This is a genomic window from Dyadobacter diqingensis (assembly GCF_024220585.1).
Lineage (GTDB): Bacteria > Bacteroidota > Bacteroidia > Cytophagales > Spirosomataceae > Dyadobacter > Dyadobacter diqingensis.
Map to the genome: position 1 here is coordinate 464,200 of NZ_JAMXKF010000004.1, position 15,889 is coordinate 480,088.

Here is a 15,889-nt window from a genome sequence, read left to right on the forward strand (position 1 = left end):
ATCTATGAAAAAAATGTTTTTTGTTTCTGCACTTGGCCTTCTTAGCTTTTCTGCTTACTCGCAGGATGCTGTGAACAAGGCAATGGTAGATCAGCTCCGCAAGGATAAAGAGAAAAGCGATAAAGGTTTACAAGATGCTAAGGCAAGTGCGAAGGCAAGTTTCTGGATGGATCGTGCAAAGACATATTCGGATATTGCTGCCCAGGGATCTGAAATAGATTCAAGTGCTGCGAAAACTGCCTATGAAGCATATAAAAAAGTAGTAGAACTTGAACCGACTAAAAAAGGTAAAGACGCTCAGAAATTTTTGAGTGGTGAAGATGTTACTTTATTCAACGCATTTGTAAAACAGGGTGCTGAAAAATATCAGGGTAAAAATCTTGGCGGTGCTTTGGAGATGTTCCAGTTAGCTCAGGAAATCAATAAGAAAGATACACTTGCAAGTTTGTACGGTGGTATTGCTGCTCAGCAAATCGATAAGAAAGACGAAGCAAAAGCTCAGTTTGAAAAGTATGCAGAAAACGGTGGGAAAGACCCAAGCGTATTCTACGGACTTGCACAATTGTACCGCGCTGAAAATAACTTCGATAAAGCGGTTGCAACTTTGAATAAAGGTTTGGAGCGTTCTCCAAATAACAAAGATTTGAAATCGGAGGTTGTTAACATTTTATTGGCATCTGGTAAAGAAGATCAGGCGATTACTGAGTTGACTAACCTTACGAAATCTGATCCGACAAATGTTCAGAACATTGTTAACCTTGGTATTCTTTATGATAACATGAACACCAAATTGGGTGGGAAGATCAAAGAAGTTCAGGGTAAATTAGGATCGGGAACAACGAAGGCTGGCGAGCTGGGCAAAAAACTTGAAGCTGAAAAAGGTAAGATTGAGATCTACGATGGTGAAACAAAACGTATCTCTGGTCTTTTGAAGAAAGCTCCAAAAAATGCTGCGGACTTGAAGCGCCAATTAACTGAAACGGCTGCTAAGAAAAAAGAGGCTACTGACGCTGTTGCTTCAATTCAGGCTGAAATCAAAGCTGCCGAAGATGCTGCAAAAGGAAACGATAATGCTGCATTGGAAAAAGAACTTGCAGACTTGAAAGCGAAAAAGGCAACTGCAAACACAGAAGCGATCAGTGCCTACAAGAAAGTTTTGGAACTTGACGCTGCAAACTACGATGCTTTGTATAACCTTGGGGTTTTCTATTTCAACGAAGCTGTTGAATTGAAACGTGAAGTTGACAACATGAGCATGACAGATTACCAGGCTCGCGGTAAAGAAGTTGAAGGACGTGTATGCGGTCGTTTCAAAAAGGCTAAGCCATTCTTCGAAAAAGCTATCCAGGTAAAAGACGAAGCTGATGCTAAGGAAAACCTTGCAACAGTAAATAACGTTCTTGAACAATTCTCTGGAAAAGGAGTTACTTGTGTAGAAGAATAAGAAGTTAATAAAGAAATACAATAAATGAAAGAAGATACCTGTATAGGTATCTTCTTTTTTGTGAGAATATCTATTTAACATAATATAAATTATACAACAAATGGGTATGAGAAAATCAGTGCGACATTTGTCTGTACTGGTCATCTGGCCGGGTTGAATTGTTTGTTTAAACCTCGTGCGGTATGAATATCTAAATTTGGTGTTTAATATATTCAGTTTCATGTATTTAGATCAATATTTTAATGTTCAATATCTGACGGGTTTAATTCCAATATTGAATTGATATTAGGATTTTACTAGAAAAATATAGCAATTATCGCTGCGAAGTTGATTTGCCAGTGTAATGATTCGCGAAATTGATCATCCGAAGCTCAGATATTTGTGATTTACTAGCTGAATCGTAGTATGTTTGTAAAAGTTACAAATACGCGTTTATGAATATCCTGATCATCGAAGATGAAGAAAGATTGGCGGTCCTTGTCAGACAGGGATTGGAAGAAAATGGCTACACGGCTACCCTTGCGTTCGATGGTTTGACCGGGAAATATCTTGCACTTGAAAATGACTATGATCTGATCATCATGGACATTATTTTACCGGGTGTCAATGGAATAGATTTGTGTAAGGAGGTTCGTGCGGTGAAACCGGATATTCCCATTTTAATGCTTACAGCCCTGGGGACTACCAACGATAAAGTGGAAGCTTTCGACGCCGGTGCTGATGATTATCTGGTCAAGCCATTTGATTTTAGAGAATTACATGTCCGGTTGCGCGCGCTAACGAAACGTAGCGGGCACACAGCGAAACGTGAAGATTATATTCTGAAATATGCAGATCTGGAATTGAATGATCAGACGAAAATTGTAAAACGCTCGGGTATTGAAATCGTTCTGACGCCAAAGGAATTCAAGCTGCTCGAATACATGATGCAGAATAAGGAACGTGTTTTGTCAAGAACCGAAATTGCCGACAAGGTATGGGATACGCATTTTGACACAGGAACCAACTTTATTGATGTGTATATCAATTATTTGCGAAAGAAAGTTGACAAGAACTTTGATCCAAAACTGATTCATACCAAGGCCGGGATGGGTTTTATTTTAAGAAATGAAGGATTGTAGAAATTAAAAATTTGCCATGATCATTGCCGCAGCACAGACAATTCCTAAAAGAAATGACATTGCCGGAAATCTTGATGACCATATTCGGCTGGTTACTATGGCGGCAGATCATGGTGCCAGGCTTATAGTTTTTCCCGAAATGTCACTTACGGGATATGAACGTGAGCTAGGAAAATCGCTTGCCTTTTTCCCGCATGATAAGCGTCTGGAACCACTTAGGGCTCTGTCTAATGCCGTAGACATTGTTATTTTGGCCGGAGCCCCTATCCTGCTTGTCACTGGTTTACACATTGGTATGTTTGTAATCCGTCCCGGTTTTCCGGATATGATATACACCAAACAGTTTCTTCATGACGGCGAAGAAAGCTATTTTGTCCCCGGTGCAAAGGATGATCTTCAATTTGAACTTGACGGTGAAATTGTTTCGCTGGCCATATGTGCGGATATAACAAATCCCATACACCCGGCACGCGCCGCCGAATTGAAAACCAGTCTCTATATCGCCAGTATTTTCTATACGCCCAATGGTATCGGTCAAGGCCTTAATGATCTTCAATCGTATGCTAAAAATCTATCCATGAGTGTTTTGATGTCTAATTTTGGAGGTCCTTCATACGGCTTTGAAGCGGCTGGTGAAAGCTCTTTCTGGACAAATAATGGCGAACTTGCAGGACATACGGATGGTGACGGAGAAGGATTACTACTCATGAAAAAATTGAATAATACCTGGAAATCTGAAATATTGAAAGTTAGCTGAGTTATGAAAATCCGGAGTAAATTAAGTATTCTTTTCACGGTACTGACCGCAACTATACTTTTAGTTTTTGCGGCGCTGGTGTATTATTCTGCATATCAAAGTAGAGAAACTGAATTCTTTAAAAGGCTGCATCAGGAGACAATCACGAAGGCTAAACTATTTTTTGAAGCAAAAGTAGACGCGCATACCCTTCAGACTATCTATAAGAATAACCGTGAAACGCTTAGTGAAGTGCAGGTGGCTATTTATGATACTTCCTTCAATTTGCTTTATCATGATGCCGCCGACATTGACGAAGTAAAGGAAACGGAGCAGATGATTAACCGGATCAGGACAAAAAAATACATACGTTTTTATCAGAAAGACTGGCAGGTTGTCGGGCTGCTGTTTCCATATCAGGGCAAAAATTATGTTTTGACGGCGTCGGCCTATGATGAATATGGTTATAGCAAATTACGACATCTCAGCGAAACCATCTGGCTTGTCTTTTTCTGTTCGATTGTGCTGATTTATGCGGCGGGTCGTTTTTTCTCAAAAAAAGCTTTGTTGCCGGTAACAGAAATTGTTGGGAAGGTGAAGAGTATCACAGCCTCTAATTTGGATCTGCGATTGGGCCATGCGGAAGGAAAGGATGAACTGGCCGAGCTCGCCGCGACGTTTAATGAGATGCTGGACAGGCTGGAAAACTCATTTGATGCACAGAAACAATTTGTGTCGAACATATCACACGAGGTGAGGACGCCGCTTGCTGTACTGATTACTGAGCTTGAATTGTCGACGTATAAGGAGCGTAGTGTAGCTGAATATAAGAAAGTTATCTCCAATACGCTGATCGACGCGCACCGCTTATCCAAACTTTCAGACAGTCTGCTTGACTTTGCCAAGGCAAGTTATGACCCGTCGGAGATAGGGTTTAAAGAGGTGAGGATAGACGAAATTCTTTTGGATGCGAGACAGAAGGTGCAGAAGGAGCATCCGGATTATCTGATCGATATACATTATGAAAATGAGTTTGATACCGATGAAGAGATATCGGTCATAGGGAATGAGTATCTGCTGAATGTGGCGTTTGCCAATCTGCTGGAGAACGGAGGGAAGTTTTCGAAGGAGCCGGTGATGACGATTAAAATCAGTTTTAAAAATGAAAAATTAATTTTGAATTTCTGTGATCGTGGAATAGGTATATCTAAAGAAGATTTAAAATTAATTTTTACTCCCTTCTTCAGGGGAAATAATAAAAAATTTGCCGAGGGAAACGGCGTTGGCCTCTCCCTCACTCAGAAAATTATCTCACTTCATAAGGGCTCCATTTCCGTTGAATCTGAAATTGATAAGGGCACTGTTTTTACGGTAGTACTCCCCCATTTATAAAAGTATATAGACCACCGGAATTTCCTGGAAGTACTCCCCTACGCTTCCAGGACGGTTTATTACGCTCTAATGTTTTTCTAATAATTTTCTATAAGGTCTCTAACGGTACTTGTTACATAGTAAATGCACTTTTGCTATCATATTAGCAACTAATAAGAAGGCAATGCATTTCAGAGTATTAATAATCACCGCCATCGTTACATCGATTTGGATTTTTGAGCCGGTTTCTGCTCAAACCAAATACAGTTTGCAGCAAGCGCTGCAGGCAGCCAAAACGAACAATCCGATCCTGAAAAAGGAACAATTGAATGTCAATATTGCTGAAACAGATATCGTTACAGCGAATTTACGCCCCAATCCTATCCTGAACAATCAGTCGTTACAACTGGTTAAAACTTCGAAATTTCCGGATAATACCGGCTGGGGAAACCATCTGAACCGGCAAGTCTGGTGGCAGGTTACCAAGCCTTTTCAAATGCCCGAACTGCGTAAAAACAAAATTGACTTTGCGAACCAGAATGTGATCCTCACTCAGAAAGCTTACACGGAAACAGAAAGGAATTTATTTCAGGACGTGGCAAGCAAATGGCTGAATGTGTGGTCGGCACGGAAGCAGCTGGATATTTTAAATATTGCCAAAAGTAATATTGACAGCCTGGTGAATATCAATAAAGTGCGTTTGAAAAACCAGGTGATCACGACGACGGATCTTGCCAGAACAGAACTGCTGGCTAACCAGTATACCGTTCAGATGAAATCCGCGGATCAGAATTATAAAAATGAAATTACTAACCTGAAATACCTGATAGGCATTCAGGACGACGTTAGCGTAGACACGACTGATAATTTTCAGTTTGCATTTCCCGCAAACGTAGACGATCTGCTTCGACAGGCCTTGCAGTCGCGCAGTGATATCCAGACTTTGAAATCAACCATTGATGTAGCCAACTCAAATATCAAACTTCAAAAATCGATGGCTTTGCCGGTACCGGAATTGGGAGCAATTTTTAACCCACAAAATGGCGCGCCTTACATGGGCGTTTACGGGACTATTGCAATCCCGATTTTTTCAAGAAACCAGGGAGAAATCCGGAAATCACATGTACTGAAACAACAGGCTGAACAGGATTTACTGGCAACTCAATCACTGGTGCAAAGCGAGATTTCCACAGCTTATAGCAGCTATCAGACGCAGAAACAAAATCTCCTAAATTTTACGGGCTTACTGACTCAGTCTCAGACGATTTTGAATAACGTGAAATATTCTTATTTGCGCGGTGGCACAACCATTATCGACTTTCTGGAAGCGCAACGCAGCTGGCTTGACACCCAACAGCAATACTACGAAACCTTACAACTATACCGTCAGAGCTACATCAAACTTTTGTACGCTTCTGGCATAATTAATCAAATCGCGCAATAACATCATGAAGAATTTATTGAAGTACGGCTGGGTTTTTGGAATACTGCTTGTTTCCTGCGGGAAAAAAGAGGAGAAATCTGCCAAAGTAGAAAATATTGAGCCGAAAATTACTGACAATGGTGCCAAAATCGATTTTCCGAAGGCTGAAAGTGTTAAGTTTTTTCAGACGGAAACCATCGGAAGCAGTGCACTGACCGCAGATATTGCGGCTCCCGCAACGGTTTCGGCCACGGTGGTTAAGTCCAATGAAGGAGCCTCTCAGAACATCGTTTTGTTTCAAAATCCTGATCTGGCCGGCAGTTATACCCAATTGATCCAGCATCTGATTACGATCAATCAGATACAAAATGTGAACATCAAACAACGGAAAATCGAGTTGAGCCGTGTGCAGGATCTGCAACAGCACGGTGCCGCTACGGGGAAGGATTTGCTTGATGCTCAGACTGCTATGGCGATGGAAGAGACCAATCTTAATAACGAAAGAGCAGCCCTTATTGAGCATGAGACAAAGCTGAAAGAAGGCGGTTTTCAAGCCGAAATTCTTCGCCGCGCCAAAGCCGGGACAGCTTATGTTACCTGTGATATTCCAGAGAATGATATCAGCAAGATCAAAAGCGGAAGCCAGTGTGTGATGCAGTTCACGGCCTTTCCCAATGAAAAATTCAATGGCAGAATCGATAACGTAGCCGACATGGTGGACCCTACAACACGTATGGTAAAACTCAGGGTCAGCATGAACAACGCAGACGGAAAACTGAAAGCCGGGATGTTTGGCACGGTTGGATTTGGCGTCAGTGAAGGTAAAAATATCAGCGTAAATAAAGATGCGCTCATCACGATCCAGGGGAAAAATTATGTGTTTGTGAAAAGCGGTGAAAACGGGTTCCAGCGTAAAGAAGTCAATATCGGCGACCAGGTTGGTGACAGGATCATTGTTTTCTCCGGACTGGATAACGGTGACTCCGTAGCAATCAAAGGTGTAATGCAGTTGAAAGGACTCTCTTTTGGATATTAACACTTAATAAAGAGCATGTTACAAGCACAGATATTTATCGGAAAAGATCAGTTTTTCCGCGAGCAGCCATTGTACGAATACATGATGCAGCTGCTCATGAAAGAGAAAATCAGGGGTGCGACTGTTTTCATCGGCCGGCTGGGTTATGACGAAAGCAAACATATAAACCGACCGTATGATTTGTTCAGTTTCGATGAAACGCCCATTATGATCACATTCATTGATGAAGAGGAAAAAGTAAAAGCGGCTTTGACAGTACTACGCAAGGAAGTGAAAAGCGGATTTATTATTACACATCACGTAGACAAGTGGAATTAGATGATTAAGAACTTGCTTTTTTTTAGTTTACGAAACCGATGGGTGGTTATTTCCATCAGTTTTGTATTGATGGGCATCGGTTACTGGTGTTTTACCCAGCTCAAAATAGAAGCCTATCCCGATATAGCGGATACAAACGTTATTGTGATTGCACAATATCCCGGTCGTGCGGCCGAAGAAGTGGAACAACAGGTGACTGTCCCGATCGAACGCGCTTTGCAAAATACGCCTAATGTACTGGACCGCAGAAGCCGTACCATTTTTGGATTATCCGTTGTACAGCTGACTTTCAAAGACGGAACGGACGATTATTTTGCGAGACAGCAGGTTTTGGAACGCGTCGCTGCGGCTGAACTGCCAGCTGGTGTCGCGCCTGAACTGGCTCCTCTGTCAACTGCTGTTGGCGAGATCCTGCGTTATGTAGTGGAGGCACCACCAACGTTCAGTCCTACCCAACTCAGAGATTTGCAGGATTGGGTTATTAAACCGGCCTTGTTGCAAGTTCCTGGTATAGCAGATGTTACAACTTTTGGAGGGCCTTTGAAACAGTTTCATATTCTGACGTCGCCTCAGAAACTGGTTAAGTACGGTTTGTCCTTACAGAACGTAATGGACGCGGTGGATAAGAATAACCAAAATACCGGTGGTAATATTATTTCCCGTGGTGGCCAGGGTTTTGCTGTACGCGGTTTGGGCGCGATCAAAACCGAACAGGATATTCAGAACATTGTGTTGAAATCTGAAAACGGCGTTCCTGTATTTCTTCGCGATGTAGCGACTGTCGAAATTACCCCGCCACCGCCAAGTGGTGTGATGGGCTATACCATTACAAAGGATAGTGTGGATGTAAGCGGTGGCGTTGAGGGTATTATTTTGCTTCGTCGTTATGAAAACCCGAGTGAGGTTTTGAAAGTTTTAAAGGAACGTATGACCGAATTACAGGGAAGCGAATTGCCGGAAGGCGTGACTTTACGTCCGCTCTACGACAGAAGTTTCTTGATCGATCACTCACTTGAAACCGTTGCACATACACTTTTTGAAGGGATTTCAATCGTTATTATTCTTTTGATTTTCTTTTTGGGAAGCGTCAGAAGTGCGCTGGTTGTGGCTCTGACGATACCCTTCTCTTTGCTTTTTGCTTTTATTTTAATGCGTCTGACAGGTATTCCTGCCAACCTGCTTTCGCTTGGTGCGATCGATTTTGGTATCATCGTTGATGGTGCCTGTGTGATGGCGGAACACCTGATCCGGAAGTACAGAACGGCGACGGCCGAGGAAAAACAACAGGGCATTGTAAAGATTACCTTGCTTGCAGCACAGGAAGTTGGACGAGAAATATTCTTCTCCGTGACCATTATCATTCTGGCTTACATGCCGATTTTGCTGATGACACGTGTGGAGGGTAAACTCTTCTCTCCAATGGCTTTAACCCTGGCTTTTGCTGTAATCGGCTCTATGATAGCCGCGTTAACTTTTATACCAGTGTTAATTTCCTTCGCATACAAGAAGCAACTGGCAAATCCGGACAAACCAATGAAGGAACACAAGAATTTTGTTCTGGATGGATTGACCAGAATTTATGCTAAAACAGTCGCGATTTTCCTTAGTTATTACAAAACTACGGTACTGGTTGGTTTCGGTATTGTGATGGTTCTGGTGCTGTTTGGTGCTAAACTGGGTTCAGAGTTTTTACCCACGCTGGATGAAGGGTCAATCTTTTTACGGGGTAATTTCCCTGCCGGTATCACCATTCAGGAAAATGCAAGTTATGCGCCCAAGATCAGAAAGATCATCGCAAAATATCCGCAGATATCCTTTGTAATTACCCAGTCGGGGCGTAATGATGACGGGACGGATCCCTTCCCGGCGAACAGAAATGAAATCCTGATCGGGTTGAAGGACTATGATCTTTGGAGCAAAACCATCACTAAAAAGGAACTGGTACAAAAAATTAAGACCGATTTGGAAGCGCAGTTACCTTCAGTTGCCTTTTCGTCCGGACAGCCAATTATTGACCAGGTGATGGAAATTGTAACAGGTAGCGCGGCCGACCTTGCCATATCCATTGTCGGTGACGATTTGGGCATGATGCGTATGAAAGCCGACAGTATCGCTAAAATTGTGAAGGCTACAACAGGTGCAGAAAACGTCAACATTGAGCAGGAAGGCCCGCAGGAACAGCTTGCTATCAACATCAATCGTCAGAACGCGGCACGTTTTGGGATCAATGTTGCGGATATTCAAAACATGATTGAAGCGGCCATTGGCGGTAAAACCATTTCTACGTTGTATGACGGTACCAAACGTTATGACATCGTCGTACGATTCCTGCCAGAATATAGAAACTCGATTGATGCCATCAAAAACCTTCAAATACCATCGCTGACCGGTGCGTTAATCCCAATGAACCAGCTGGCCGATATTCATTTTATTGAAGGTCAGACGAACATTTACCGTTACGGAAGCAAAAGAATGGTGACGGTCCGTACCAATATCCGCGGACGTGACCAGGGCGGTTTCGTAGCTGAATTACAGAAAAAACTGGATGCTAAAATTCACGTTCCGAAAGGTTATAGCATCGTGTACGGCGGACAGTATGAAAACCTGGAACGTGCAGGTAAGCAACTCGCCTTTACAATTCCGCTGACCATCGTGATGGTATTTCTGTTCCTGTTTATGTTGTTCAAAAATCTGCCACATACCATGGTGACGATGAGCTGTATACTCTTTGCTCTCGGCGGAGGAATTGTCGCGCTGCTGATGCGTGGTTATTACTTTAATGTTTCCGCAGGCGTTGGTTTTGTAAGTATTTTCGGGATTTCGGTAATGGCAGGCGTACTGCTTGTTTCAGCACTCAACCGTGCCGTGTTGAACACTGAAAATGATCTCAGAAGCAATGTGTTATCGGCTTCCACAGAACAGCTCAGAGCGTTGTTATCTATCCTTGTCGTAGCGATTATCGGTCTCGTACCAGCAGCTATTTCTTCGGGAATCGGCTCGGATGTGCAAAGACCTTTGTCGACTGTGATTATTGGGGGATTAACAAGTACATTAATTTTCGCACCTATTCTTTTACCGCCACTTTACCTGTGGGCAGAAAAACGCAGGAAGGTAAAACCGGTGAAGGAGGATGATAATTTGGAATAAATGAAATAGATGAAAAATGAATAAAAACCGCCATGATCTCGTGTGCGGTTTTTATCGTTTTAAAGCCGGGATGAAAATCTATTATTTAAAGGAAGAAAATCGGAGTTTAAGAGAAGAAAGCAGAGCGCTTGAATTTCTGCCAGCTCATAAGGAAGATTTGAAGTATCAATTAGAAGAGAAAAAAGCTTCTGGAAGCGGATATTTAGATAGTTACCATTTTTTGGTAACTTTATCCTTAATTTGACAAAACAGCTAGAAAATGGGCAAAAATACATCCATATCAATAGGCCATCATTTTGATTCGTTTATTCAAAATCAGATAGATACTGGCCGTTATGCTTCAACCAGTGAAGTTGTTCGGGCAGGACTACGATTATTAGAGCAAGAAGAAGAAAAGCTTAAATTATTGAGACAGGCACTCATTGAAGGAGAAGAGAGTGGTTGGGTGGAAAACTTCAATCCAATAGATTTCAAGGCTAGATTAAAGAAAAATATTTTAGCCAATGAGTAATTATAGGCTTACCAGGCTTGCAGAGCGCGACTTGGTGAAAATTTGGGAGTATACAGTTAATGAATGGTCAATTAACCAAGCAGAAAAGTACATTGATGGTCTGTTATCTAGTTTTGAAGCAATAGGAGAAGGTAAGATAAAGGGCAAAGCAATCGATTCAGTCCGGAGAGATTATAAGAAAGCTCTGCACGGGAAGCATTATATATTCTTTCGTTTTTCACCTGATAATGTGGCTGAAATTATTCGGGTTCTTCACGTTACCATGGATATAGAGAGGCACCTTTAGACTTACCGAGAAACTATCATTTTAATGTTTTCTCGGGCGTTGATTTTGTAGGTATTTTCGAAATTTCGGTAATGGCAGGCGTACTGCTTGTTTCAGCACTCAACCGTGCCGTGTTGAACACTGAAAATGATCTCAGAAGCAATGTGTTATCCGCTTCGACAGAACAGCTCAGAGCGTTGTTATCTATCCTTGTCGTAGCGATTATCGGTCTCGTACCAGCAGCTATTTCTTCGGGAATCGGCTCGGATGTGCAAAGACCTTTGTCAACGGTAATCATCGGCGGATTAACAAGTACATTAATTTTCGCACCTATCCTTTTACCACCACTTTACCTGTGGGCAGAAAAACGCAGGAAGGTAAAACCGGTGAAGGAGGATGATAATCTGGAATAAATAACCTGAATAAAACCAATGATAAAAACCGAGAGGGAAATCTATTATTTAAAGGTAGAAAATCGGAGTTTAAGAGAAGAAAGCAGAGCGCTTAAATTTCTGCCAGCTCATAAGGAAGATTTGAAGTATCAATTAGAAGAGAAAAAAAGCTTTTGGAAGTGCATGTTTAGATAATTTTGATTAACCAAAATTGGTAACTTTATCTTTGATAAGACAAAACATTTATTAACCCTTCAATATTCAAAGATGGTGCCTGGATTTGCCTGCAGCACACATCTCACCATAATTTTAATTTAACCCGATAAGGCATAAACCATGAACAATGATTATTTTAAACCTTTGAACGTTAACTTAACTGGCGATATCAGGCACAATTATGATGAAAAAAGTGTTTTGCCAGCCCACGAATTAGTAGTTAGGCCGCTTTTGGAAAAATCAATAGATGCTTTCGTTTATCGTGGTATGAAGGATGGTTTTTTTCTTTATGGTAAAATGCAGACTCCTATAAAGCTCGAAGAAATTGACTTTTTAATTAAAGATAGAGGGAAGTTTAAATTTGATAAGAGAAAAGAATGCATCAAAGGAAATGAGTATTTATGGAATGCGACAACTTGGAAACGTGGCTCTATAATATTCATACTGAAAGATGGACAAATCAATTTTTCTGAATTGTTTAAAAACACATATGGACCAGGCATATCAGCAACCCCAAATTCAGGTAATACTGCATCAGCGACAAAAAAATGTAGAGAAGAAGCGGAAAGGGGAAATATTGCAATTTGTCTACCTGCATCAAACGGACTCGAATGGATGACAATTTATGCAAAAGGAAGCCTATTTAAGAACATTGTAGAACAGGCAGAAAAGAACTGCGCTAAAAAAGATTACTATAAACAAAAAGAGTAGATAAGCTATTACCGGCAAGCGTTAGAAAAAGCGGGGACCGATACTTATGTGAAAATTTGTGCATCAAATCCACTTCCAGGCAAGTACCGAACCGTGAAAAATGCCATCCATTACTCTCCCTTTTGTTTTTAAAACCATAACTAGTCCAAGAACGGGGATCGCAAGTTTTCATAACCCTCTTTATATTAACCAACAAAACACATGGCCTGATCGATATTTGGGTTAGTTCCTGAGAAAGTCCAAGAAAGACGCACTTTTAATGTATTAAGTATATTCCTTCATAATGAACGTAATCCATTAATAAGTAAAAACCCCATTTCCATCGCAAAAGCTAAGAAACGGGGTTTTCTCTATATCAGCACGCATGCTTTATCAAGCAATATCACAAATCGTAACCCCTTGTTTTAAAGAAGCAATATCGTCCTTGCGGCTTGGGATAAATTCCTGGGCGACAAAGCCTTTGAATCCTGTATCCACGATGGCCTTCATAATCGCAGGGTAGTACAACTCCTGCGTTTCGTCAATTTCATTTCTGCCCGGAACGCCGCCTGTGTGGTAGTGACCGATGTATTTGTGATACTTTTTGATGGTCGCGATCACGTCGCCTTCCATGATCTGCATGTGGTAAATGTCATAAAGCAGCTTGAATTTCTCCGATCCGATCATTTCGCAAAGTCCCGCGCCCCAAGCCGTGTGGTCGCACATGTAGTCTTTGTGATTGACCTTGCTGTTCAGCAATTCCATAATCATGGTCACGTTATACTTTTCCGCCGATGGCATCAGACGTTTAAGTCCTTCGGCGCAGTTACGCATTCCGTCAATATCGGACATGCCACGACGGTTTCCTGAAAAACAGATCACCGTGGTGTAACCGGCTGCCTGAAGTTTCGGGAAAATCTCTTCATAACTTTTAACCAGCGCATCGTGATTGGCCGGATCGTTAAATCCTTTTTCGATTCCCATGCCCGCACCATTAGGCAGCGCGCAGGTCAGTCCGTATTTTTTCAGGATCGGCCATTCGTCAGGCCCCAATAGTTCGATTGATTTTAACCCGATCTTCTGGCATTCCTGGGCAAAGGTTTCCAATGGGATTTTTGAATAACACCATTTACAAACCGAGTGATTGATCTTTCCTTTGAGCTCAGGGCCAAGGGCCTTGTCGGAAGCTGCAAAAATATCGGTTACGGTTAATGGCAAGGCGGATAACCCTGCTCCTGCTGCCATTTTTTTCAATATTGTACGCCTGTTGGTAGTTGTCTTCATGTTCAGTGAGCGTCGACGGTTAAGCTATATCACAAATGGTAACTCCTTGTTTCAGAGACGCGATATCGTCTTTGCGGCTTGGTACAAATTCCTGGCCAACAAAACCTTTATAGCCTGTTTCTGCAATGGCTTTCATGATGGCCGGATAATACAGCTCCTGCGTTTCATCAATTTCATTTCTGCCAGGAACACCGCCAGTGTGGTAATGAGCGATGTATTTATGATACTTTTTGATGGTGGCAATTACGTCACCTTCCATGATCTGCATGTGATAAATGTCGTAAAGCAATTTGAATTTTTCCGATCCAACCATCTCGCATAACCCCGCGCCCCATTCCGTGCGATCACACATATAATCCTTGTGATTCACCTTGCTGTTCAGCAATTCCATCACCAGCGTAACGTTGTGTTTTTCAGCAAGTGGCATCAGCTTACGGAGCGCAACGGCACAATTCATCATCCCGTCCACATCGCTCATCCCGCGACGGTTGCCCGAAAAACAAATGATCTGTGTGTAACCCGCGGCTTGTACTTTGGGAATAATATCGGTGAAACCTTTGATCAGTTCCTCATGATTTTTAGGATCATTAAAGCCCTTATCCAAACTTCTGGTGAGACCTTCGCCCCATGGCAGCGCACAGGTAAGACCGTGTTGTTTCAGGATCGGCCATTCTTCCGGTCCGCAAAGTTCTATGGAAGTAAGTCCGATTTTCTTGGCTTCCAGCGCAAGTGTTTCCAAAGGAATTTTGCTGTAACACCAACGGCAAACCGAGTGATTGATTTTACCGTTCAGTTTTGTGCCAAGCGCTTTTTCGGAAGCAGCCATGACGTTGGTCATAGACAGCGGTAAACCCAAAGCCCCTGCTCCGGCGACAATATTTTTCAGTGCTGTACGTCTGTTGGATGTACTTTTCATCTAACTGGTTATAAGTTATGGTTAATCTGGTAATTCAGTTTTATTAAGGCCTGGCACTCCCCTTTGTTGCCGTCGGGAAGTCGGCTGGCACTGCTTGTGTCACTTTTCCGCTGGCCACCCATTCGGTTCCTCTCTGTAACGTGGTAATAAATCCGACACATTTCTGCGAATAGGTTTCGTGGCCCAAAGTGGTATGGAAAATTCTTCCCTTGCCATATTGTAAGGTCATGAGCATCGGTTCAATGCGTCCTGATCCTCTTTGTTCCTTGGGGCTGTATGCTGTTGCAAGTACGTTTACATTTTCTGCCGGTCCTCGCAACCGATCATACAGTTCATCTTTCTGGTGTAGCCACGTTGTTGGCAAACCCTTCATGATCGGATGTTTTGCATCTCTTGTGGTGACGGCAAATTCATGCTGGTGACCATGACTCCCGCCAACACCTTTTGTTGTATCCTTTACCATTTTTCCTTTGGCTTCATCGAAATATAGGTACGGTCCTGATTTCTCATTCCGCCCTTCCCAGCCGCCAATTCCGATCATCTTGTTGTAAGCGAGCCACTTCGGGAATGCGTTATCCGCCGCATGCACGACAACCAGTCCGCCGCCATTTTTTACAAATTTTTCGAAAGCAATATTGGTCGCTTCCGACCAGGAATCTCCATTGTAGTTCGATAACACCACGTCGTATTTGGAAAAATCAGGATTAAAACTTTCCATGTTTTCGCCTTTTTTTGGCGTCGTAATCACGTCCGCAGTAAACAGACCGGTTTCTTCCAGAAATTTCTTCATCATCACGGTACCGTCAGCCATATTTCTATGGTTATTCTGTCCATCGATAATTAATACTTTGTAAATCTTTTTTGCAATGGGTGTATCGGCTTTTGCCTGGGTAAATACCAAACCGATGATAACCAGCCAGAAAAACAGTTGTACTACTTTTAATCGTTTCATTATGATTTTATTCAATTACTGTAAAAAACCAGTGGTGTCACTGATCACGAAATTTGCTTCTTTACAA

The 15,889-nt window shown here is 42.2% G+C and carries 15 protein-coding genes and 1 pseudogene; 13 read left to right on the top strand and 3 right to left on the bottom strand.

The window, feature by feature from the left end; translation table 11 throughout:
- Positions 1 to 4 precede the first annotated feature (4 nt).
- The 13 genes and pseudogenes from M1L62_RS14215 to M1L62_RS14275 all read left to right on the top strand — a co-directional run bounded on the left by M1L62_RS14215 (position 5) and on the right by M1L62_RS14275 (position 12,691).
- Positions 5 to 1,444 (top strand): tetratricopeptide repeat protein, encoded by a 1,440-nt coding sequence (locus M1L62_RS14215; protein WP_254560252.1) that lies wholly within the window; start codon positions 5 to 7, stop codon positions 1,442 to 1,444.
- Positions 1,445 to 1,878: 434 nt separating this feature from the next.
- On the top strand, positions 1,879 to 2,565 hold the full coding sequence (locus M1L62_RS14220) for a response regulator transcription factor (RefSeq protein WP_254560253.1): 687 nt from the start codon (positions 1,879 to 1,881) through the stop codon (positions 2,563 to 2,565).
- Positions 2,566 to 2,581: 16 nt separating this feature from the next.
- Positions 2,582 to 3,322, top strand: a complete 741-nt coding sequence (locus M1L62_RS14225; RefSeq protein WP_254560254.1) for a carbon-nitrogen hydrolase family protein — start codon at positions 2,582 to 2,584, stop codon at positions 3,320 to 3,322.
- Positions 3,323 to 3,325: 3 nt separating this feature from the next.
- Positions 3,326 to 4,693: a HAMP domain-containing sensor histidine kinase gene (locus M1L62_RS14230; protein ID WP_254560255.1), complete on the top strand. Its 1,368-nt coding sequence runs from the start codon at positions 3,326 to 3,328 to the stop codon at positions 4,691 to 4,693.
- Between the two features lie 163 nt (positions 4,694 to 4,856).
- Complete coding sequence (locus M1L62_RS14235; protein WP_254560256.1) at positions 4,857 to 6,116, top strand: TolC family protein; 1,260 nt, start codon at positions 4,857 to 4,859, stop codon at positions 6,114 to 6,116.
- A 4-nt stretch (positions 6,117 to 6,120) separates the two neighbouring features.
- The gene (locus tag M1L62_RS14240; protein WP_254560257.1) at positions 6,121 to 7,131 is read left to right on the top strand and encodes an efflux RND transporter periplasmic adaptor subunit; all 1,011 of its coding nucleotides are present in this window, start codon (positions 6,121 to 6,123) and stop codon (positions 7,129 to 7,131) included.
- 15 nt (positions 7,132 to 7,146) lie between these two features.
- Positions 7,147 to 7,449, top strand: a complete 303-nt coding sequence (locus tag M1L62_RS14245; RefSeq protein ID WP_254560258.1) for a DUF190 domain-containing protein — start codon at positions 7,147 to 7,149, stop codon at positions 7,447 to 7,449.
- Positions 7,450 to 10,596 (top strand): efflux RND transporter permease subunit, encoded by a 3,147-nt coding sequence (locus M1L62_RS14250; protein WP_254560259.1) that lies wholly within the window; start codon positions 7,450 to 7,452, stop codon positions 10,594 to 10,596. It begins immediately after the preceding gene.
- Between the two features lie 16 nt (positions 10,597 to 10,612).
- Positions 10,613 to 10,840, top strand: coding sequence for a hypothetical protein (locus tag M1L62_RS14255; RefSeq protein WP_254560260.1), 228 nt, complete (start codon positions 10,613 to 10,615; stop codon positions 10,838 to 10,840).
- A gap of 15 nt (positions 10,841 to 10,855) precedes the next feature.
- On the top strand, positions 10,856 to 11,107 hold the full coding sequence (locus M1L62_RS14260) for a type II toxin-antitoxin system ParD family antitoxin (protein ID WP_254560261.1): 252 nt from the start codon (positions 10,856 to 10,858) through the stop codon (positions 11,105 to 11,107).
- Positions 11,100 to 11,393, top strand: a complete 294-nt coding sequence (locus tag M1L62_RS14265; protein WP_254560262.1) for a type II toxin-antitoxin system RelE/ParE family toxin — start codon at positions 11,100 to 11,102, stop codon at positions 11,391 to 11,393. The genes M1L62_RS14260 and M1L62_RS14265 overlap by 8 nt, the downstream gene beginning before the upstream one ends.
- Before the next feature lie 23 nt (positions 11,394 to 11,416).
- Positions 11,417 to 11,785: pseudogene (locus M1L62_RS14270) on the top strand (efflux RND transporter permease subunit); the annotation flags it as partial.
- A gap of 315 nt (positions 11,786 to 12,100) precedes the next feature.
- Positions 12,101 to 12,691, top strand: coding sequence for a hypothetical protein (locus M1L62_RS14275; RefSeq protein ID WP_254560264.1), 591 nt, complete (start codon positions 12,101 to 12,103; stop codon positions 12,689 to 12,691).
- Positions 12,692 to 13,063: 372 nt separating this feature from the next.
- Here M1L62_RS14275 and M1L62_RS14280 read toward each other — a convergent pair whose 3' ends face one another.
- The 3 genes from M1L62_RS14280 to M1L62_RS14290 are packed head-to-tail and all read right to left on the bottom strand — an operon-like array spanning position 13,064 to position 15,822.
- Positions 13,064 to 13,915, bottom strand: a complete 852-nt coding sequence (locus M1L62_RS14280) for a hydroxypyruvate isomerase family protein (protein WP_254560265.1) — start codon at positions 13,913 to 13,915, stop codon at positions 13,064 to 13,066.
- 58 nt (positions 13,916 to 13,973) lie between these two features.
- Positions 13,974 to 14,870, bottom strand: coding sequence for a hydroxypyruvate isomerase family protein (locus M1L62_RS14285; protein WP_254560266.1), 897 nt, complete (start codon positions 14,868 to 14,870; stop codon positions 13,974 to 13,976).
- A 43-nt stretch (positions 14,871 to 14,913) separates the two neighbouring features.
- Positions 14,914 to 15,822, bottom strand: coding sequence for a ThuA domain-containing protein (locus tag M1L62_RS14290; protein ID WP_254560267.1), 909 nt, complete (start codon positions 15,820 to 15,822; stop codon positions 14,914 to 14,916).
- Positions 15,823 to 15,889 lie beyond the last annotated feature (67 nt).